This is a genomic window from Sphingomonas sp. ATCC 31555 (assembly GCF_000282895.1).
GTDB lineage: Bacteria > Pseudomonadota > Alphaproteobacteria > Sphingomonadales > Sphingomonadaceae > Sphingomonas.
Window position 1 is genome coordinate 48,100 of sequence record NZ_ALBQ01000003.1, and the last position, 19,694, is coordinate 67,793.

The 19,694-nt window shown below is 66.0% G+C and carries 16 protein-coding genes; 6 read left to right on the forward strand and 10 right to left on the reverse strand.

What is annotated here, in order from left to right; translation table 11 throughout:
- The first annotated feature begins 59 nt into the window (after positions 1–59).
- Positions 60–2,225 carry a CocE/NonD family hydrolase gene (locus B215_RS19365; protein WP_160327963.1) on the forward strand — a complete coding sequence of 722 codons (2,166 nt, stop codon included), beginning with the start codon at positions 60–62 and terminating at the stop codon, positions 2,223–2,225.
- A 525-nt stretch (positions 2,226–2,750) separates the two neighbouring features.
- Positions 2,751–3,908, forward strand: coding sequence for a CobW family GTP-binding protein (locus B215_RS0100995; protein WP_037512706.1), 1,158 nt, complete (start codon positions 2,751–2,753; stop codon positions 3,906–3,908).
- A 21-nt stretch (positions 3,909–3,929) separates the two neighbouring features.
- On the opposite strand, the gene B215_RS0101000 is transcribed toward B215_RS0100995, so the two are convergent.
- The gene (locus B215_RS0101000) at positions 3,930–5,870 is read right to left on the reverse strand and encodes a M1 family metallopeptidase (protein ID WP_019367755.1); all 1,941 of its coding nucleotides are present in this window, start codon (positions 5,868–5,870) and stop codon (positions 3,930–3,932) included.
- Positions 5,871–6,008: 138 nt separating this feature from the next.
- On the opposite strand from B215_RS0101000, the gene B215_RS0101005 reads away from it, so the two are divergent.
- Positions 6,009–6,284, forward strand: a complete 276-nt coding sequence (locus tag B215_RS0101005; protein WP_019367756.1) for a metal/formaldehyde-sensitive transcriptional repressor — start codon at positions 6,009–6,011, stop codon at positions 6,282–6,284.
- A 9-nt stretch (positions 6,285–6,293) separates the two neighbouring features.
- Complete coding sequence (gene dmeF / locus B215_RS0101010; protein ID WP_026008813.1) at positions 6,294–7,217, forward strand: CDF family Co(II)/Ni(II) efflux transporter DmeF; 924 nt, start codon at positions 6,294–6,296, stop codon at positions 7,215–7,217.
- Here the strand turns inward: dmeF and B215_RS0101015 are convergent.
- From B215_RS0101015 to B215_RS0101045, 7 genes are all read right to left on the reverse strand, one after another.
- Positions 7,198–8,664, reverse strand: a complete 1,467-nt coding sequence (locus B215_RS0101015; RefSeq protein ID WP_152997883.1) for a PepSY domain-containing protein — start codon at positions 8,662–8,664, stop codon at positions 7,198–7,200. The genes dmeF and B215_RS0101015 overlap by 20 nt on opposite strands.
- Positions 8,651–10,831 carry a TonB-dependent receptor gene (locus B215_RS0101020; protein ID WP_019367759.1) on the reverse strand — a complete coding sequence of 727 codons (2,181 nt, stop codon included), beginning with the start codon at positions 10,829–10,831 and terminating at the stop codon, positions 8,651–8,653. Before B215_RS0101020 ends, B215_RS0101015 begins: the two co-directional genes overlap by 14 nt.
- A gap of 47 nt (positions 10,832–10,878) precedes the next feature.
- The gene (locus tag B215_RS0101025; protein ID WP_019367760.1) at positions 10,879–11,673 is read right to left on the reverse strand and encodes a HoxN/HupN/NixA family nickel/cobalt transporter; all 795 of its coding nucleotides are present in this window, start codon (positions 11,671–11,673) and stop codon (positions 10,879–10,881) included.
- Positions 11,670–11,867 carry a DUF1289 domain-containing protein gene (locus tag B215_RS0101030; RefSeq protein ID WP_019367761.1) on the reverse strand — a complete coding sequence of 66 codons (198 nt, stop codon included), beginning with the start codon at positions 11,865–11,867 and terminating at the stop codon, positions 11,670–11,672. The genes B215_RS0101025 and B215_RS0101030 overlap by 4 nt, the downstream gene beginning before the upstream one ends.
- Entirely contained in the window at positions 11,864–12,895 is a 1,032-nt protein-coding gene (locus B215_RS0101035; protein ID WP_019367762.1) for a WD40 repeat domain-containing protein, read from the reverse strand. Before B215_RS0101035 ends, B215_RS0101030 begins: the two co-directional genes overlap by 4 nt.
- Positions 12,895–13,869: a CobW family GTP-binding protein gene (locus tag B215_RS0101040; protein WP_019367763.1), complete on the reverse strand. Its 975-nt coding sequence runs from the start codon at positions 13,867–13,869 to the stop codon at positions 12,895–12,897. Before B215_RS0101040 ends, B215_RS0101035 begins: the two co-directional genes overlap by 1 nt.
- A 105-nt stretch (positions 13,870–13,974) precedes the next feature.
- A complete protein-coding gene (locus B215_RS0101045) occupies positions 13,975–16,155 on the reverse strand; it encodes a TonB-dependent receptor (protein ID WP_201785397.1) in 2,181 nt (726 codons plus the stop codon).
- A 59-nt stretch (positions 16,156–16,214) separates the two neighbouring features.
- On the opposite strand from B215_RS0101045, the gene B215_RS0101050 reads away from it, so the two are divergent.
- The gene (locus B215_RS0101050; RefSeq protein WP_019367765.1) at positions 16,215–16,547 is read left to right on the forward strand and encodes a hypothetical protein; all 333 of its coding nucleotides are present in this window, start codon (positions 16,215–16,217) and stop codon (positions 16,545–16,547) included.
- Positions 16,544–17,095 carry a helix-turn-helix domain-containing protein gene (locus B215_RS20510; RefSeq protein ID WP_019367766.1) on the forward strand — a complete coding sequence of 184 codons (552 nt, stop codon included), beginning with the start codon at positions 16,544–16,546 and terminating at the stop codon, positions 17,093–17,095. Before B215_RS0101050 ends, B215_RS20510 begins: the two co-directional genes overlap by 4 nt.
- A gap of 53 nt (positions 17,096–17,148) precedes the next feature.
- Here the strand turns inward: B215_RS20510 and B215_RS0101060 are convergent, their stop codons facing one another.
- Together B215_RS0101060 and B215_RS19375 are read right to left on the reverse strand one after the other, a co-directional pair.
- Positions 17,149–19,281, reverse strand: a complete 2,133-nt coding sequence (locus B215_RS0101060) for a M3 family metallopeptidase (protein WP_236704512.1) — start codon at positions 19,279–19,281, stop codon at positions 17,149–17,151.
- Between the two features lie 63 nt (positions 19,282–19,344).
- Positions 19,345–19,692, reverse strand: a complete 348-nt coding sequence (locus tag B215_RS19375; protein WP_152997881.1) for a Fur family transcriptional regulator — start codon at positions 19,690–19,692, stop codon at positions 19,345–19,347.
- Between the last annotated feature and the right edge of the window lie 2 nt (positions 19,693–19,694).

The following is a 19,694-nucleotide window of genomic DNA, read 5'->3' on the forward strand; positions in this document are numbered from 1 at the left end:
TGCCGCCAAGGCAATCCGATGCGAGGTAGGTAGTGGCGATTTCGAGGATGGCGATGATCATGGCGGCCGTTGTCGGCAGTCTCTCGATCAGCGCAACGCGGGCTGCGGCGCAGTCTATCCCCTATGGTTTGACCGCGAGCAACGGCCAGTCGCTCGACGACACCGCGCTCGCCGGTCTGGCAGCGCGCATTCTCACCCATAGGCCAGCGAAGCCATACCTGCCTGCCGAGCGCGCCGCGCTGCTGCTCGCCGCCCGCGACGATACCGCCGCACGACGCGCCTACCAGGCGAAGGGCTGCCATCCCGGCGCCGATCCCGCGAGCAGCCGTAGCTGCTTTCTGGGCGCTTGGGCCGGGAGCGGGCGGCGCAGCGATGCCCTGCATCATCAGCTGAACGAGATATTGTCACCGCTGAAGCCAGTTGCGAGGGAACGCATCTTCGCATGGCTGCGCGGGCGCAGTGCGGATCGGCTCAGACTTGATCGCTTGCTGGCGCGGTACGCAGGTGCGAAAACAATCGGCGCCGACGATGCGGTGCAGATCGTCATGGCCGCACTCGTCGGGGTCGCATCCCGGGCTGGGGGAGACGCCATCGACGCTCTCGTCGCACAGCAGCGCGAGCGCCTCTACCGGATCGATCAGACGATTGTGATCCACACGCCCCAAGGCGCGACGCTATCGGCGACACTGGTTCGTCCGCGCGCTGCTTCGCAGCCGTTGCCGACGACGATGTGGTTCACGATCTACTCCGATCCCGAACGCAATTTGGAGATTGCCGCAGAGGCGGCCGCGCACGGCTATGCCGGACTGGTCGTCAATGCGCGCGGCAAGCTCGGCAGCAAGGACGTCGTCCGCCCGTTCGAAGTCGAAGTCGACGACACCGCCGCCGCGATCGACTGGGCGAGCACCCAGCCCTGGAGCGACGGCCGGGTGGGCATGTATGGCGGCAGCTATTCGGGGTTCGCGGCCTGGGCGGCGACGAAACATCTTCCCAAAGCGCTGAAGACGATCGTCCCGTATGTCGCTGCCGTGCCGGGGCAGGGCCTGCCGATGGAGAACAACGTCTTCCTGAACGCCAATTACGGCTGGATCTTCTACGTCACGAACAATCGGACGCTTGATCGCGTGACCTATAAAGACCCAGATCGATGGTCGTCGCTGAACGAGAAATGGTATCAGAGCGGACGGCCCTATCGCGATATCGACCAGATCGACGGGACCCCGAACCCTTGGCTTCAACGCTGGCTCAAGCACCCGTCCTATGACGCCTATTGGCAGGCGATGGTCCCCTATGGCGAAGATTTCCGGCACATTGACATCCCGGCCCTCACAATCACCGGCTATTATGACGACGGCCAGATTTCTGCGCTGCATTATTTAAAGGAACATTATCGGTACCGGCCGGATGCCGAACATTATCTCGTCGTCGGCCCCTATGACCATTTTGGGACCCAGCAATCGTTCAAACCCGAGGATTTGCGCGGCTATCCAATCGATCCGGTCGCGCAATTCGATACGAGTGCGCTGACCTTTGCCTGGTTCGACCACATTTTCCGCGGGCGGCCGCGCCCGCCAATTCTGGCGAACCGGATCAACTTCGAGGTCATGGGTGCCAATGTCTGGCGCCACACCGCGTCGCTCAGCGCGATGGCCGACACTTCCCAGCGCTTCTTTCTGACCGACTCCCGGTCGGAAGGCCGCTATCGACTGTCAGAAAAACGCCCGGACACGGTGGGTGTGATCTCGCAAAAGGTCGATTTCGCGGATCGCACGACGAGCAGTGCTGGCTATTATCCATTCCCGGTTTTAGATCCGCGACCGGACGTCTCAGCCGGTCTCGTCTTCCAGACCAGTCCGCTAACCCACGCTATTGAGGTGAACGGCGGACTCTCGGGAGAATTCCACATCCGCACGAACAGGCGCGACTTCGATTTCATGGCTGCGCTGTATGAAGTTCGCGCCGACGGCAGCAGCTTCGCCCTGTCTTATTACGTCGGGCGCTCGAGCTTTGCTCGCGACATTTCATCCCGGCAATTACTGACTCCTGGCGCGGTGAATATCATCCCGTTCGACCGAACGCGCATCGTCAGTCGCCGCGTGGCGGCAGGCAGCCGTCTGCGTTTGGTTGTCGACGTACTCAAGAATAATTTCCATGAGATCAACTACGCACGGGGGTCGATGTTGCTGCCGAATCGATCTCCGACGCCGCTACGCCGCTGGAAATAGAGTGGCTGACGGACAGCTTCGTCCGGGTGCCGATCACCAACCTCCCCTAAGCAGGGATGCCCCGCGGCGCCTGCCGACCAGGTTCAGTCGTTCGTCGCCGTTTGTTGAACGGCAGCTTCCGCTGAAACCTGCCGCTGGGCTACGGGCATTTGTCCGTCGGCCGCGCGCTGACTTTCTACCGCTTCGGAGCATTGATGCGCTTCCCAAAAGCGGTTGTTGTCGACCGGTGCCTGACTGGTGCCGTCCCTGGGCGGGATGTGGTTGTGAACGGACCTAGACAAGCCGGGTGTGATCAGCGGCTTTAAGAAGTGGCACATCCATCAAGCGCTCGCAATGCGCCTCTCCGTCGCACAACCTGATTGAGGTAGAAAATGCGTCCGCACCGGCAACGCGGCTTGCGCGTGGTGGCTCGCACGAATAGAAATGATACAACATATCATTCCTATTGGAAGCGCCGATGTTCCTTGCGTCACGACGTGGCACGCCCCTCTCCGCGATCATGCTCCCCAGCGAATGGGCGCCGCAATGAGTCCGCTGATTGGGGGAGAGCAGGCGCTGATCCCGGTCAGCGTGCTCACGGGCTTTCTGGGCAGCGGCAAGACCACGCTGCTCAACCATCTGGTGCGGATGCCGGAGCTGCGCCGCGCCTTGGTGATCATCAACGAGTTCGGCGCGGTCGGGCTCGACCATGATCTGATCGCGCGTTCGAACGAGGACATGGTGGTGGAGATGATGGGCGGCTGCCTGTGCTGCACCATCCGCGGCGATCTGCGCGCCACGTTGCGCGACGCCCCCTGGCGCTTCGCGCGGGAGGGCAGCTGCTGGTTCGACCGCGTCGTGATCGAAACCACCGGGCTGGCTGACCCGGCGCCGATCCTGCACACGCTGATGACCGATCCGCAACTGCGGACGCTGTATCGGCTGGACGGCGTGATCACCACGGTAGACGCGGCCAACGGCATGGCGACGCTGGATACCCAGGAGGAGGCGGTGCGCCAGGCGGCGGTGGCGGACCGCATCGTGCTGACCAAGACCGATCTGCTTTCCACCGACGCCCAGCACGAGATTGCGGCGCGGCTGCGCACGATCAATCCGGCGGCGCCGATCCTGCCGGTGCTCCAGGGCGTGATCGAGCCGGATCGGCTGTTCGATGCCGGCTTGTACAATCCCGAAACCAAGAGCAACGACGTACGCCGCTGGCTGAACGCCGAGGCCTATGCGGACGGCCATGGCCATGGCCATGGCGCGCATCACCACCACGATCACGACCACCATCACCACGACGTCGATCGTCACGACGACCATATCCGCGCGACCTGCCTCACCTTCGGCGCGCCGCTGCGGGCCGAGGCGTTCGAGCGCTGGATCGATATCCTCACCAGCCTGAAGGGCGCAGATATCCTGCGCGTGAAGGGGATCGTGCATCTGCTCGATCATCCGAAGCCGGTGGTGGTGCATGGCGTGCAGCACCTGTTCCACCGGCCCGTGGAGCTGGACGAGTGGCCGTCGGGCGACCGGCGGACGCGGCTGGTGTTCATCACCCGCGACATTACCGCCGATCAGCTGCGCGGGACGTTGTCGCTGATGACGATCGGCCTTGAGCGCTTCGGCCTGCAGGGGCTGGTGGAGAGCATCCCGGCGCCGGGCGTGCCGGGTGGGGCGGTGGGCGGCGGCTGGGCCTGACGCCAGCCGCCGCCCGGCCTGCTATCGTGCCGTGTTGTTGCTCCGGTCGCGGTCGGGCAGCTTGTGGTCGGGATCGATCTCCGCGCGCACGACGCGTTGTGGGCCGGGCACATAGATGTCGGTGCTGGCCGTGCGGATCCAGGTCTCGACCGGTAGCGCGATGTCGCGCTTCGATCCGTCGGCGAAGGTGACGCGCAGCGTCGCCGGCATCACCATCGGATCGCGATTCTCGACCGTCACCAGCGAGCCTGCACCGTTCCGTGCGGGACCGATCCGGGTGACCGCCTGGTCGAGCGTCCAGTTGTGGACATACCAGCCGCGCCACCACCAGCTGAGATCCTCGCCGCTGGCATCTTCCATCGCGCGGAAGAAGTCGGCGGGCTTGGGATGCTTGAATGCCCAGGCGGCGATGAACTTGCGGAAGGCCGGATCGAACCGATCGGGGCCAAGGATCTGTTCGCGCAGCAGAACGAGGCCCAGCGCCGATTTGAAATAGGTTACGGCGTGCCGGTACTTTTCCGTCACCGTATCGGCGCGCGACAGGATCGGCGGCGCGTTGGGATCGGCGAGGACCGGCAGGATCTCGTCGACCGGGTTGCCGCCGCCTTCGGCATATTCGCTGTCGCGCTTGGGGCCATATTCGCCGTGGTTGAACGCGTCGGATTCGTACACGTCGATGAAGGTGTTGAAGCCTTCGTCCATCCAGGCATCGCGGCGCTCGTCGAAGCCGACGATCATCGGGAACCAGCTATGGCCGATCTCGTGCGCGGTGATCCAGAACAGCTCCTTGCCGATATCCTCGATCCCGTCGAACACGATGCCGGGATACTCCATCCCCGTCGCGATACCGGCGACATTGACCGCGTTGGGCCAGGGATAGGGATACCAGCGGCGCGAGAATTCCTCGACCGCATGCTTGAGATATTCGGTCGAGCGGCCCCATCTGTCGCGGCCCTGACTTTCCGCCGGATAGACCGACATCGCGAGCCCGGTCTTACCGCCGGGCAGGTTCATCCGCGCGGCATCCCAGGCGAAGGCCGATGACGCGGCGAAGGCGACGTCGCGGCTGTTCTCCATGCGGAAATGCCAGGTGAGCGTGCCGCCCTGCTGGGGTCGCGAGCCGGGGGTGCCGATTTCGCCAGGGGCGATCACCTCCACGGTAGCATCGCTGGTCCGCGCCTCCGCCAGCCGCGCCCGCTGGGCGGCGGTCAGCACCTCCTGCGGATTCTGCAGCTCGCCCGATCCGGCAACGATCATGCCGGCGGGCAGCGTCACCCAATAGTCGAAGTCACCATAGTCGAGATAGAATTCCTGGGCGAGATAGGGGAGCGGATCCCAGCCGCGCAGATCGTCATACACCGCCATGCGCGGATACCATTGGGCGATGTTGTAGACCTCGCCGTCGCGGGCCTTGCCCCAGGCCATGCGTCCGCCCCATTCGCCGGGAATGGTGAAGTGATAGCGGATGCGCAGGGAAAGCTTGCCGTGCGATGGCAATGCCGCCGGCAAGGGCACCTGCATGCGCGTGTCCGAAATCACCGGCGTCACCGCGATCGTCTTGCCGCCGGACAGCAGCTCGACCGCCTCGATCACCATGCCGTCGGTGGTGCCGCCGGGCGCATGCCCGCTCGCCATGCCGCCGCGCGATCCGGGCCGGTAGAGATTCTGGTCGAGCTGGAGCCAGAGAGTGTCGAGCCGGTCGGGGCTGTTGTTGGTATAGGCGATCGTCGCGGTGCCGCTGATTCGCTTTGCGCCGGGATCGAGCGTCGCCCGGATCTGATAGTCCGCCCGGTTCTGCCAATAGCCAGGCCCCGGCATGCCGTTCGCGCTGCGGATCGTGTTGGCAGTGGTGGGAAGGGTGAGCGGCGCAAAGGTGACAGCCGGGTCGTAGCGCGTCTGGGCACCGGCCGGCGCGGCGCCGGGGGCAAGCAGGGCGACGGCCCCGGCGATAGGGAAGGCCAAGCGTTTCAGGGGACAGCTCCGTTTGTCTCGAGGGTTAGCATAGGAAGATCCGCCGGACCGTCTACCGGTTGGTGCCGCAGGGCATAGGTTCGTACCACACTTGCCAGGCATAAGCACATAGGGGTAGGGGGTATCCCTATGAGTCATGTGAGCGATAGTAAACCCGAGCTGATTGCGCGCGTGCGCCGCATCGCCGGCCAGGTTGCGGCGGTGGAGCGGGAACTCGCCGCAGACGCTTCGTGCACGAAGGTGCTGCACCTTGTCGCTGCGGTGCGAGGCGCGGTGAACGGACTGGTCGACGAGATCATCGCAGGCCATCTTGAAGCGCATGTTGCGCGCGCCGGCCTGACCGATGAAGCGCGCGCGCAGGGTGCTGACGAACTGTTGGCGGTGATCCGCCGCTATTCCAAATAGGATCTTTCGATGCCCCAGGCTTCCAACGCTATGGCGCTGACCCACGCGCACAATTTCCTCGGCGCGGCGCATGAGGCGAATGCGCGCCGCACGCTGTGGGTGGTCGCCCTCACCGCCGTGATGATGGTGGGCGAGATCGCGGCAGGCTATATTACCGGCTCGATGGCGCTGCTCGCCGACGGGTTTCATATGGCGACCCATGCCGGCGCGCTGGCGATCGCGGCGGCGGCCTATGCCTATGCAAGGCAACATGCCGCCAGCCGGCGATTCAGCTTCGGGACGGGCAAGGTTGGCGACCTCGCCGGTTTCGCCTCGGCGCTGGTTCTGGGCTTGGTCGCGGCCGCGATCGGCGCCGAATCGGTCTGGCGATTGTTCGAACCCACCGACGTCGATTTCGGCGCCGCCACCTGGATTGCAGCGCTCGGCCTCGTGGTGAACCTCGTCAGCGCGATTCTGCTGAGCGGAGGGCATCACCATCACCACCATGATCACGGGGCGCACCATGGCCATGGGGCGCACGGGCACCACCACGACAATAATCTGCGTTCGGCTTATATGCATGTCATGGCTGACGCGCTGACCTCCGTCCTCGCGATCGCGGCCCTGCTGGCGGGGCGCTATCTTGGCTGGTTGTGGATGGATGCGGCGATGGGGATCGTCGGTGCGGTGGTGATTGCGCGGTGGTCGTGGAGCCTGATGCGCGATACGGCTGCGGTCCTGCTGGACGCCACAGACGATTCTGTTGCGCAGGAAGTGCGCGCTTTGGTGGAAACTGCCGGCGATGCACGGATCACCGATCTCCACGTCTGGCGGGTGGGGCCGGAGGCGCGCGCCGCGATCGTGAGCGTCACCGGGGTTCGCGATGGCGAACTGATCCGAGAGCGTCTCAACGCCGTTCACGAACTTGCGCATCTCACGATCGAGACGCGGTAATCCCGCCCGCGCGGCGCAGTCGCTGCCAGCCGAGCACCACGCCGGTGATGCTGAACAGGAAGCCCGCCGTCAGGGGCAGCAGCAAGAGTGTACGGCGCAGCACCGGGCGCGTCGTCAGGCCGGGCACATTGCCGGTGTGCAGCGCGTAATAGACCCAGGCATAGGCGGCCCGGCTGCTATCCATCACCGTCAGCAGCCGGCCGGTATCGCCGTCCACAACCAGATCGGGCCGGCCCCGCGCATCCAGCCGAACCCGCCAGGCCGAAGCGGGCCAGCCTTCGGCCAGCGCATCGGTTGCGCTGGGCTCGATCGGGTCGATGCGCCCATGCGCTGCGCCCGGCCAACCGGCGAGCGCCGCGCACTGTACCAGCCCGCGCATTGCTGCCTCGTCGATGATGTGCCCTGCGCCGTCGACGCGATCGGCGCGGCCATCCCCAGAATAGCGGGTCAGCACTGGCGTGCAGGCAAGCGGCGTGAACCCGATCTCCCGGAGATTTGCTCCGGCCAATATCGTGGGATTCACACGCTGCAGGGCATCCGCCAGCGAACAGCCCGCATAATGCCGCGCCTGCGCGTCTGTCGCCGTGCCGCGCGAAAACAGACGGCCATGGTCCATCGACAGCCACCCGCTGAAGATCCAGCCCAGTACGAACACCGCGCTGCCCAGCCCAAGCAGGTGGTGCCAGCGCAGCCAGCGCCGCCGATAGAAACTGATACGCGGCGGGCGTAGGCGCCGCGCCGCCAGCATCCGCACCACGCCCAGGATCGTGCCCGCGATCGCCACCAGCATGCAGACCAGCGACAGCCACCAGACGCTGGAATCCCAGGCGCGCCAGTCCTTCCGCAGCGGCGTCATATAGACCCAGTGGAGCACCGCTCCCGGCCAGTTCCACGCCCTAGCGCTCCAGGTCGTGCGCTGGAGCAGTTCACCCGAACGCGCGGACAAATAGAGTTGGGTCCCCTCCGCATCGTTCGCATCGAGGCGGTAGAAGGGGCGGGCCGAATCGAATCGGTTGTGGACCACCCATTGGTCATAGTCGAACGGCCCGGCCACGGTCGCGGCGGGACCGAACACGCGCCGGGCTTCGGCCAGCGCCTGTGCGGGCGTCAGCGGCGGGAGCGGCGCGCCCGTCTGCGAATCGATGGCGTGCAGGGCTTCGCCCCCGCCGACCAGATAGGCCGGACGTCCTGCCCGCTGGACCAGCCGCAGCGTCTCCGCGCCGGGCACTGCCGCCGCGGCGCGGCCCGGTGCGACCGTCACGTCGGCACCCCGCACCGGCGCTTGCAACGTCATCTGCGCGGCATGGGGCAGCGACGGGAAAGGCTGGAACAGCATCACCGCGCCGCTGGCAAACCAGGCAGCGAAGATCAGGCAGGTGGCCACGCCCAGCCAGCGGTGGAACCAGACCAGCGCGCCCAGCACCCGGCGCGCCTTAGAAGCGGGCAAGCAGGCTCACCTCGGCACGCCGCGGCTCACCCAGCATCACCTGCGCCGGATAATAGATGTCGGCCCATTGCACGAATGTCTTGTTCCACACATTGTTGACCCGCCCGGTCAGCGAAAGCCGCGGGTTCACCGCCCAGGTGGCGTAGACGACGCCGGTCGCATAGGGGCGCAGCACCAGCGTGTCGGCGGTGTTGCCATAGCGCTGGTCGACATATTTCACGCCCCCGCCCGCCTCCAGCGGCAGGCCCGCGATCTGCTGGACGCTGGTCCAGACATTGGCCGTCCAGTCCGGCACGTTCGGCGGCCGGTTGCCCGAGGCCGCCACGCCGTAGTTCGGATCGGTGAAGCTGCCATAGGCGGCATCGACATAGGTGCCGCTGGCGGTGACGGCCCAATGCGGTGTCAACCGCGCCTCGCCCGACAGTTCGATCCCGCGCGATCGCTGGCTGCCGATATTGCTGACCGTATCGATCGCCACCTGGGTCAGGATATTGCGCCGTTCGATGTCATAGACCGCCGCTGTCAGCGACGCCCGCCCGTTCAGCAGCGCCGCCTTCACCCCGGCTTCGACTTGCCGCGAGTTCGATAGCGCGAAATTCTGGCCGGCATTGACCAGGAAGATGTTGGAGCCGACCGGATCCTGCCCGGTGCTGAACGACGCATAGGTGGTGATCGCGGGCGTCACATCATAGACGAGGCCGGCGCGCCAGTTGAACGGCTTGTACACGCGGCGGAAGCTGGAGCCGGCGTTGAAGCTGCCATCCAGATTATAGTTTTCGCGCGTCAGGTACAGCCGCTCGGCCCGCAGGCCGGTGACCAGCTTGAGTTTGGCGGTGAGATCGAGCGCATCCTCGGCGAACAGCGCGATCTGGTCCCACCGTGTCGGGCTCACCCGCCGATCGAGCGCGCCGAAACTGCCCCGCGCCGGCCGCAGCAGATCGACGCTGTCGCCATCCGGGAAGCCCCGGCTGCGCACGAAATCGAGATGGTTATAGTCGAAGCCGACCACCAGCGTGTTCGCCATCCCGGCGAGGCTGTGGCGGAACGTCGCGCTGCCCTGGTCGCCGACGAGATCCTGGTTGTGAAACACGAAGAACCGGTCGCGATCGACCCGGCCGGTGGCGGCATTATAGGCATAGCTTTCCGCGTTGATCCAGGCGCGGTCGGCGTGGAAATAATAGGCGGTGTTGGACAGTGTCACCGCGTCCGAAGGCGACCAGGTGACCGCCAGGCGCGGCCAGACCTGCCAGCTGTTCGCGCGGCTATCCCCGACATTGTAATTGACGAAGCGGGTGCGGCGATCGACCACGGCGCCGTTCGCCGATGTGAGAATGCCCGGAATCGGGCCCGTTGCCGCGGCGGCAGGCAATAGCGGCGTGCCGTAATAGGTGGGCAGCCGATCGCGCAGATAATCGACGCTGAGTTCGACCGACAGGTCGCTGCTGGGCCGATAGAGCAATGCACCCGTCGCGTTGAACGAGTGCGGCCCGGTATCGTCGACATAGCCGTTCGAGCGGTGATAGCTCACATCCACGCGGCCCGCGAGCGTATCGCTCAGCACCCGGTTGCCGCCCGCGCCCAGGCTGACCGTGTCGAATTCGCCATAGGAAGCGAGCGCCTGGCCGCTATTGCCCTTAAAATCGGGGTGCTTGCTGACGATATTGACCGCGCCGCCCACTGCGCCCTGGCCATAGAGCACCGACGCCGGCCCCTTCAGCACATCGATGCTGGCGAGGTTGAAGGTGTTGCCCGGCCGGTTGATCATGTTGGCGGGGCCGAGATACAGGCCGTTGTGCAGAATCGTGATCTGCTCGCCGGTAAAGCCGCGCATCGAGAACAGCGTGGGGTTGCCGGGCGACCCGCCGGAGATGATGCCAGGCAGGCTGTCCGTCGCCTCTTCCACCGTGCGAAAGCCGCGCGTCAGCATTTCGTCGGCGGTGATCCGGTCGAGTGTCGCGGGCGTGTCGCGAATGGAGAGATCAAGCCGGCTGCCGGTCGGCGTCACCGTGTCGAGCTGGCGCAGGCGCCACCCGGTGACGGTGATCTCCTGGTCTACGGATGCCGCTTGCCCGGCGGACTGGCCGCTTTGTGCGGCCGCGGGCGCGGCAAAGGCCGCCGCGAACGCAAGAAGAGAGATGCGCGGCAGGAGTCGCAGCTTCGATGTCATGTTGGTGTCCCCCCTCACGAATATCGTGAAAAGCAGTGCGCGTAGGATCAGACGCTGGTTCCGGCATGCGCGCGCCAGCGGCTGGCGACGAGCAACAGGACGATCGCCGCCGCCGATCCGATGCCGATTGCCGTGAAGGCGCCATCGGACAGCGCGACGTCCAGACCAGACAGTTCGGCAAGCGCATAGCCGGCGGTGCCGAAGCTGAGCGCCACGACCAGCCAGCCGACCGCGCGGCGATAGCGGCGCACGGTCGCCGTCGGCCGATCGGTGGCACGCAGCAGGCGCCCGACGATCTGGCTGTCCAGCGTGTCCGCCAGCATCATCCCGATGGTGAACGCGGCGATGATCGCCAGCGCGGCGCTCGTCCCGCCCTTGGCGGTTGCGGCGGCGCCCCAGGCGGCGGCTTGCGTCGCGGTATCGAACACCAGGCCGAAGATCGCACCGATCGCCACCACCGCAAGCGGATGGGTGCTGTTGCGCAGCCGCCGCGGCACCAGCCCGCTTCGCCAACCGACCGGCGTATAGTCCGCCCGGACCAGCAGCGCGTGGAGGTTGAGCGACCCGACGATCAGCAGCAGCCCGATCACCGCCGCGTCGACCAGCGGGCCGCTCCAGGCGGGCAGCGCAAAGGCGTCCGCCGCCAGCGATACCCCGATGGCGACCACCGCCACCGACAGGCTGTGCCCCAGCGCGAACAAGGTGCCCACCCACAGCGCCAGGCGCGGCCGAGGCTGCACGGTGCGGAACACGATGTTGTCGATCACCGCGACATGATCGGGATCGAGCCCATGGCGCAGCCCCAGCACGAACATCAGCCACAGCGCGGAAATCTCGATCATGCTTCTTCCTCGAACACGCGGATGCCGCGGGCGTCGAGCTTGGCGAGCCGCGCTGGCAGTGTCTTGTTGATCGCCAGTAGCCGGGGCCGCGGCGCCTTTTTCCATTCCCGGCACTCCGCCAGCGTCCGCGCGCAGGCGACGCACCAGCCGGTGCGGCCGTCGAACCGGCACACGCTGATGCAGGGGCTTTTCACGCGCGCGCGTCCATGTTCAAAATGCCGACGCGCCCGTCCTCGCATCCCCAGCCCAGCCGGGTGCCCGCATCGTTCCACGCCAGCGTGGCGACCGGGGCGCCGGCGGTGTCGAGCAGCAGCGTGTTCTCATCCGCAAGCCGTGCGAGGGCGACAATGCCATCGTCATAGCCGACCGCCAGCACCTCGTCCTTCGGATGGAATGCAACCTGCGTGACCAGCGCGCCCTTGCGCTCGGCGCGGAGCAGCGGCGCCTTGCCCATCGGCCCGTCCTTGCCGTCGAACGGCCAAAGGATCGCAGCCGCATCGCCGCTGGTGGCGAGCCATTTGCCCTTGCGATCCCAGGAGAAGCTGCGGGTCTTGGCGGTATAGCCGCTCATCCGCATGTCGCGCAGATCGGCCAGCCGCCAGCCGTGCAGCCCGGTTTCCTGCAGCGCAGTGAGCAGAAAGCGGCCCTCTGGGTGCAGCGTGCATGCGAGATGCGACCCCGTCCAGGCGAGCGCCACGCGGCCGCTGTCCGGGTTGGTGCCGTAGAGCAGCGTCGCGCCATTGTAATGGGCGACGGCCAGCCGCTTGCCCTTCGCATCCAGCGCCAGCCCGCCGATCGTCGAGGCGACAGCGTAGCGATGCGACGGCGCGTCGGCCCCTCTGGTCCAGGCGATCGCCTCCTTGCCGACACCCGCGACGAGAAGACCGGACGCCGCACTCGCCGCCAGATGCTCCACCCATTTGCGCGGGAAATGGCCGAGCTGGGTCACCGCCCCATCCGGCGAAACCCGGCACACACGTCCGTCGTCGCCGCCGGTGACGATCGCCGTGCCGTCGGGATGCCGGCATGCCGACAGGATCGCGCCGCCATGCACCGGAACCGGCTGCGACTCTTCCCCGTCGGGGATCCAGCAAAGCCGGCCATCGCCCAGCGTCACCGCAGCATTGGTGCCCAGCCACAAGAGCGCGGTAGGCGCCGCCTCCAGTTCTACATGGCGGCCATGGCGCTGGATGAGCGGACTGTCCGCAGCCGTCGTCGCCATCAGGCGGCACGCACCGCGCAAGCCTCGAACCCCTGTTGCAGCGTGGCGGGATCCAGGTTGCGGCCGATGAACACCATGCGGCTGGTGCGTGGCTCCTCCGGCTTCCAGTCGCGCTGGTGATCGCCGTCGAGCAGCATGTGCACGCCCTGCACGACATAGCGCTGTTCTTCGTCCGGAAAGGCCAGCACACCCTTCAGGCGCAGAATATCCTGCCCCTGGTTCGTAGTCAGCATGCGCAGCCACGGCATGAACAATTCCGGCCGGATCGCCGCTTCCGAGCGCAGCGAGACGGACGTGATCGCATCGTCATGCTCGTGATCGTCTTCGGAGAGGAAGTTGGGCTCGATCTCCAGGATACGGTCGAGATCGAACGCGCCGCGCTCCAGCACTTCCTCCAGCGGGACGACGCAGTTCTGGGTTTCGTGCAGCCTCGCCTGCGCATTGATCGCGCGGATACGCTGGCGCACCCGCTCCAGTTCCTGCGCATCGACCAGGTCGATCTTGTTGAGCAGGATCACATCGGCAAAGGCAATCTGCTCCTCCGCCTCATGGCTGTCCTCAAGCCGCTGGAGAATGTGGCGGGCATCCACCACCGTGACGATCGCGTCGAGGCTGGCGCGGGCGCGCACGTCGTCGTCGACGAAGAAGGTCTGGGCAACCGGCGCGGGATCGGCAAGGCCGGTCGTCTCGATCACGATGGCGTCGAACGTTCCCTTGCGCTTCATCAGCCCTTCGATGATGCGGATGAGATCGCCGCGCACGGTGCAGCAGATGCAGCCATTGTTCATTTCGAACACTTCCTCATCGGCATCGACGATCAGGTCGTTGTCGATGCCGATCTCGCCGAACTCGTTGACGATCACGGCGTAGCGGCGGCCGTGATTCTCGCTGAGAATGCGATTGAGCAGCGTGGTCTTGCCCGCGCCGAGATAGCCGGTGAGCACGGTGACGGGGATGGTAGGTTCGGCAGCCATGGCGAGTCTCGCGTGATGATGTATCATATCCTAATCGACGATCATGCTGCGGGAATCAACCACTTCGTGTCGAAGAACTGGGCTGCTGCGTGGATATGCCGCCGGTCAGAGCTTCCACTGCACCTCGATACCGCCTTGCCGCCCGCGGCCGATGGGCGCGTACCAATTGCCATCATTGCCGAATGCGAGGTTGCGGAACGCAAGACCGGTCGCGCGCCGCACATCCGTCAAATTCTCGACAAATCCCCGGATCGACCAGCGCGGCCCCGCATAGCCCAGTTGCAGACCGACCATCTGTGTCGCCGGCTGCACCGCGTCGCCCTTGCTTTCCAGCGATTGCTTCCCCGTCAGGGCAAGCTCGGCGCGCGCGAACAGACCGCCGGGCAACTGGTATCGCGCCGCCAGATAGCCGTCATAGGCCGGGATCAGCTTGACGCGCCGGCCGCGTACATTGGTCGTCGCATCGACCTGAAGGTTGCGGTAGCGGGCGTCGGCATAACCGAGATTGGCCGTCAGCGTGAGGCCGCCCAGCGGCTCCGCCGCTGCTTCGACTTCAAAACCCTTGCTGTCGATCGATGCGGACGAACCGATATAGTCGGCGGATAGAATGCGGCCCGAAGCATCCGTCGCCACCTGGATTTCCTGCCAGTTGTTCGACCGGATGTAGAACGCCGCTGCGCCCAGCCGGAGGCGCCCATCCGGCGAGTGCCATTTTGCCCCGCCTTCCTGGCTCCACAGTGTCTCCGATTGGTAGCGCAGCACGCTGTCGGGCAAATTGCCCTGCGCTGCCGTCAGGTTGAAGCCGCCGGGGATATAGCCCTTTGAGGCACTGGCATAGACGGTGAGCTGCGGCGACGCGGTATAGCGGGCGGTGAAGCGCGGCAGCACTGCCTCGAAACTGCCGGCCAACGACGCATCGCGATAGGTGAACAGGGTACCGTTGCCGAGATCGATCGAGCCCGCATTCTGCTGGGCGGTGCGCCGGGCATGATCGTAGCGCAGGCCCGCGCCGAGGCTCAGCTTCGGTGCGAAGTGCGGCGCCCATTCGGCCGATCCGAACACCCCCCAGTCGCGCGCCTGCGCATATTGGTGCGGCGATGGCTGATAGGAATCGAGCGTGCCTGGCCCCACGAACGTCGTCTGGAAGCGGTCGTCATTCTGCCGATACTGGGTGGCGCCGAGAATATAGGTGAACGGCTTGTCGGACGGCGAGGTGAAGCGCAGTTCGGCGTTCCAGAAATCGCGGTCCTTGAAATCCTGTCCGGCGGCGGTGGGCAGCGCGGTGAAGTCGAAATCGAGCCCCTTCGCGTCACTCTTGTAGCGACGATAGGACAGCGCGGCATCGATCCGCCCATAGCCGAGCTGATAGCTGGCGCTCGCACCCGCCACGCGCTCGCGCTTGTCTGTCCGCTTCGGCGCATCCTGGATATAGCCGAACCGGGCCGCAGACTTCCCTTCGTTGAAGGCGGCACCATAGGTCTTGTTGTAGAGCGCCAGATCCAGCGGCACATATTCCTGATCGAACACACCGGGCGCGCGCGTGTTCAGGATATAGCCGGTCATATTGACGGTAAGCCGGTCCGAGGGTTCCCAGCGCAGGCGACCCTGCACGAAATCCTCCTCAATGCGGCCGCCGGGCTGGCCCGGCTGCTGGTTGCGCAGGAAGCTGTCGCCGCGCTGGACCTTGAACGCCACCGATCCCGTCAGCGTACCGCCCGCCAAGGGCCCGCCGACAAAGCCGTCGGCGATGCCGTTCCAGCCATTGCCGAAGCGCATCCCCGTCATGCGCAGTTCCGCCGTCGTGCGATCGGTGGGCGCGCGCGTGTTGATGACGATCAGGCCCGATTCGCTATTGGCGCCATAGAGCGTCGCCTGTGGCCCGCGCAGCACTTCGATCGATTCGACCTGGTTCAGCACCGCGTTCGAAAGCTCGCGGAACGGAATGCCGTCGATATAGACGGCGGCGCGATTGACGATGAACGGGTTCGATTCGATGCCGCGGATCGAAATGAACGTGCTGCCGAGCTGGCCGCTCTCGTTGAACTGCACGTTCGGCACGACGGCATCCAGCTGGCGAATGTCGCGGATGCGGGCTTCGTCCAGTGTCTCGCGCGTCAACACCGTCACAGAAGCGGGCGTGTCCTGAAGCCGCGTGTCGCGGCGCGTGCCGGTGACCACGATTTCATTCTGGCCGGGCGTCTGCCCAGGATCGTTTGCCGATTGCGCTTGAACGACGGCAGGCATGGCACAGCCCGCGAGGATGCAGGCGAGACGAAAGGACGGCATGATGGATAAACGCTCCCCGGAATCTTTTCCGGGCTGCGTAATAGTGTATCATCGCAGACATGCCGCTCCATTCCGAGACCGACCGCTCCAATCGGGGAAATAGCAGCTTGGCCGACAGCGATCGGGCAAGGATCGCCGGTGGTGCCCAGGATTCGGGCACGGTGCTGTCCTCGCCCGATGGCAGTGCGACGATCCTGCGTCGGCGCTATCCAGCGTTCGAGGGGCCGATCGCCAACGGCCCGCACCTGCGCATCGGCCTGTCCGTCAGCGGCAGCGCGCGGCTGGTACAGCATGTCGGTGGCGGGCGGCTGGAGGCAGCTGGCGGCGCGGTGCGATCGTCGTCACGCCGCCGGGCGGCACCGGGGAGGCCAGCAGTTCCCCCGTCGACATGATCGGGCTGGCGCTACTGCCTTCGCATTGGAATGCCGCCGCCGACATGGATTGGGACGCGGTGTCGCACCGCTTCCACGCCGATCCGCTGCTCGCCTCGGTCCTCACCGCGCTCTGCTACGAAGCCGAGGCGCATGGCGCATCGACCGCCTTTTTCGAACATGGCGTGTCGCTGATCGTGAAGCGGCTGGCGGATTCGGTGCCGCCGGCGGCGGACGTCCGATCACCCCGCCCCTTATCTGCCCAGCGGCTTGCGCGCGTTCGCGCCTATGTCGATGCGCATTTGGGCGACGACCTTTCCGTGACACAGATGGCCGCGATTGCGGGGATGGATCCCAGCGGCTTCACCCGTGCGCTTCGCGCACGCACCGGCCTTGCGCCCTATCGCTGGCTGACGATGCTGCGAATGGAGCGGGCGGCAGTGCTTCTTGCCGCCGGCGCCAGCGTCATGGGGGCGGCAAACGCGGTTGGCTATGCCAATGCCGGCAAGTTCGCGGCCGCGTTTCGTCGGATTACGGGAATGCCGCCCTCCGACTGGCGACCGCGATAGCCCGGGCAGCTGTGCAACCCCGCCCCGCGCACGCCAGATCGCCTTTGTTCGCGTTACTCCCCGCCCAGACCCCTATTGCGCAGCAGTGCCTCCGGCGTCGGCATCCGCCCGCGAAATGCGGTGTAGCTCTCCGCCGGATCGCGGGTGTTGCCGCGTTCCAGCACCTCGCGGCGCAGCTTCGCCGCCAGTGCCGGATCATAGATGTTGCCCGCTTCCTTGAACGCCTGGAACCCGTCGGCGTCCATAACCTCGGCCCAGGTATAGGCGTAATAGCCGGCCGAATAGCCGCCGTCGAAGATGTGGCTGAAATGGGCAAGGCGGTGGCGCATTCCCACTTCCTCGGGCACGCCGAGCGCTTTCAGCTCCGCTGCTTCCCAGGCGCGCGCATCGAAATTGGCGGGCAGGCTGGTCAGCGCATGCAGCCGCATGTCGAGGATTGCGGAGGACAGCTGCTGCACCGTCAGATAGCCCTGATTGAAGGTCCGCGACGTGAGCAGTGCCTGCAACATCGCTTCCGGCATCGGTTCGCCGGCTGCGTTGCGGGCATATTTGCGCAGCGTCTCCGGCTCGGTCACCCAATGCTCATAGACCTGGCTCGGGAATTCGACGAAGTCGCGCGATACCGCCGTGCCGGACAGGCTGGGGTAGCGCACCTTGCTGAGCAAGCCGTGCAGGCCATGGCCGAATTCGTGGAACAGCGTCCGCGCCTCGTCGACCGAGATCTGCGCCGGCTGGCCGGGTGCGGGCGGAACGATATTCTGGTTGTTCACGACGATCGGCAGTTCGCCGAACAGGGTGTTCTGGTCGCGCAGGCTGTTCATCCACGCGCCCGGCCGCTTGGTTGGCCGCGCGAACCAGTCGGCGTAGAACAGGCCGATCGTGCGCCCGTCCGCCTCGCGCAATTCCCACACCCGCACGCCCTTGGCATAGACGGGCACGTCCTTCCGTTCGTGCGCGGTGATGCCATAAAGTTTGTTGGTGGTATCGAACAGCGCCGCGACCATGTTGTCGAGCAGCAGATACTGCTTCACCGCCCCCTCATCGAGTGCGAAGCGTTGCTTGCGTACCTGCTCGGCATAATAGCGCCAGTCCCAGGGCTCGACCTTGGTGATGCCGTCCTTGGCGGCATATGCGGCGATGTCGCGCAGCTCTTCCTTGGCCCTGACAAGCGCCGGGCGATAGACGCGCATCAGCAGCTCGGTCGCGGCGGCCGGGGTCTTGGCCATCTGATCCTGCAGGACGAACGCGGCATGGCTTTCCGCGCCGAGCAGCTTGGCGCGCTCGATGCGGAGCGCGACCATCCGGGCGATGATCGCATTGGTATCGTTGGCGTTACCATTGTCGCCGCGCATCACGAACGCACGCCAGATCTTTTCGCGCGCGGCGCGGTTGGGCGCGGCGGTAAGGAACGGCTCGGCGGCAGAGCGCGTCGCCGGGAACAGGAAGCTGCCGGCGTGCCCGGCGGCTTCGGCCGCCATCGCGGCGGCGCTGCGCTGATCTTCAGGCAGGCCGGCGACCTCGGCGGCGCTGAGCAACACGCTGCCGGCCTTCTGATCGGCGAGCAGCTTCTGGCCGAAATCGACGCCCAGCGTCGCCAGTTCCTCGTTGATCGCGGCGACGCGGGTCCGCTGCGCCGGGTTCAGCGCGGCACCCGCACGGACAAACCGGCTGTGCGTCTCCTGCAGCAACCGCGCCTGCTCAGGGGAAAGCTGCAAGGTCGCGCGTGCCTTCCACAGCGTATCGACGCGGCCGAACAGCTTCGGATCCAGCAGCGTCTCATTGCTCAGCCGCGTCAGTTTGGGCGTGATCCGTTCCTCGACACCCTGGATCGCGTCGGTGGCATCGGCGGAAGCGACATTGAAGAAGGTGCTCGCAATGCGCCCCAGCGGCCGTCCCGCGCCTTCCATCGCCTCGATCGTGTTGGCGAAGCTGGGCGCGGCGGGATTGTCGGCGATCCGCCGATAGTCTGTCCGTGCCTCGGCGAGCGCGGCGTCGAATGCCGGCTCATATTGTTCAGGGCGGATTCGGTCATAGGGCGGAACCCCGTCCGGCGTGGTCCAGCGCGCGAGCAAGGGGTTGGCGGTCTGGTCTGGGGCCGCGCGAGGCGTTTGCGCTGCGGCGGCGTCGGGAAGCGGGGATGCCAGCATGGTGACCAGCACGGTACAGGCAAGCAGGGGTGTTCGCACGGTGTATTTCCTATTCAACGTCTTGGGCGCGGCCGCCGGTGCCAGGACTTGCGGCAAGCGTGGCTATTGCAATGTGGTGGCGCATTCGGCGCAGCGGCCATGGCTCTCGATGATGAGCCGGGCAGGCCTGAAACCCAGCCGCTGCGCTTGGGCGGCCAGTTGCGCGGGGAGTTCGGGGCAGGGCAGCAGTTGGATCGCATGGCAGCCATCGCAGATCAGGCACATGTCGAACGGCGCGCGCCAGAGCATATAAGCGGCCAGCGTTTCGACGCGGAACACCCGCCCCTGCGCCATCAGCCGCGCCAATACGCGGTAGACCTGGGTGGGCGCGATCGGATGCCCCTCGGCGGTGCAGCGGTGGACGATGTCATAGGCGCTGATCGGCCGGTTGGCGCCTGTAAGCAACGCCACCA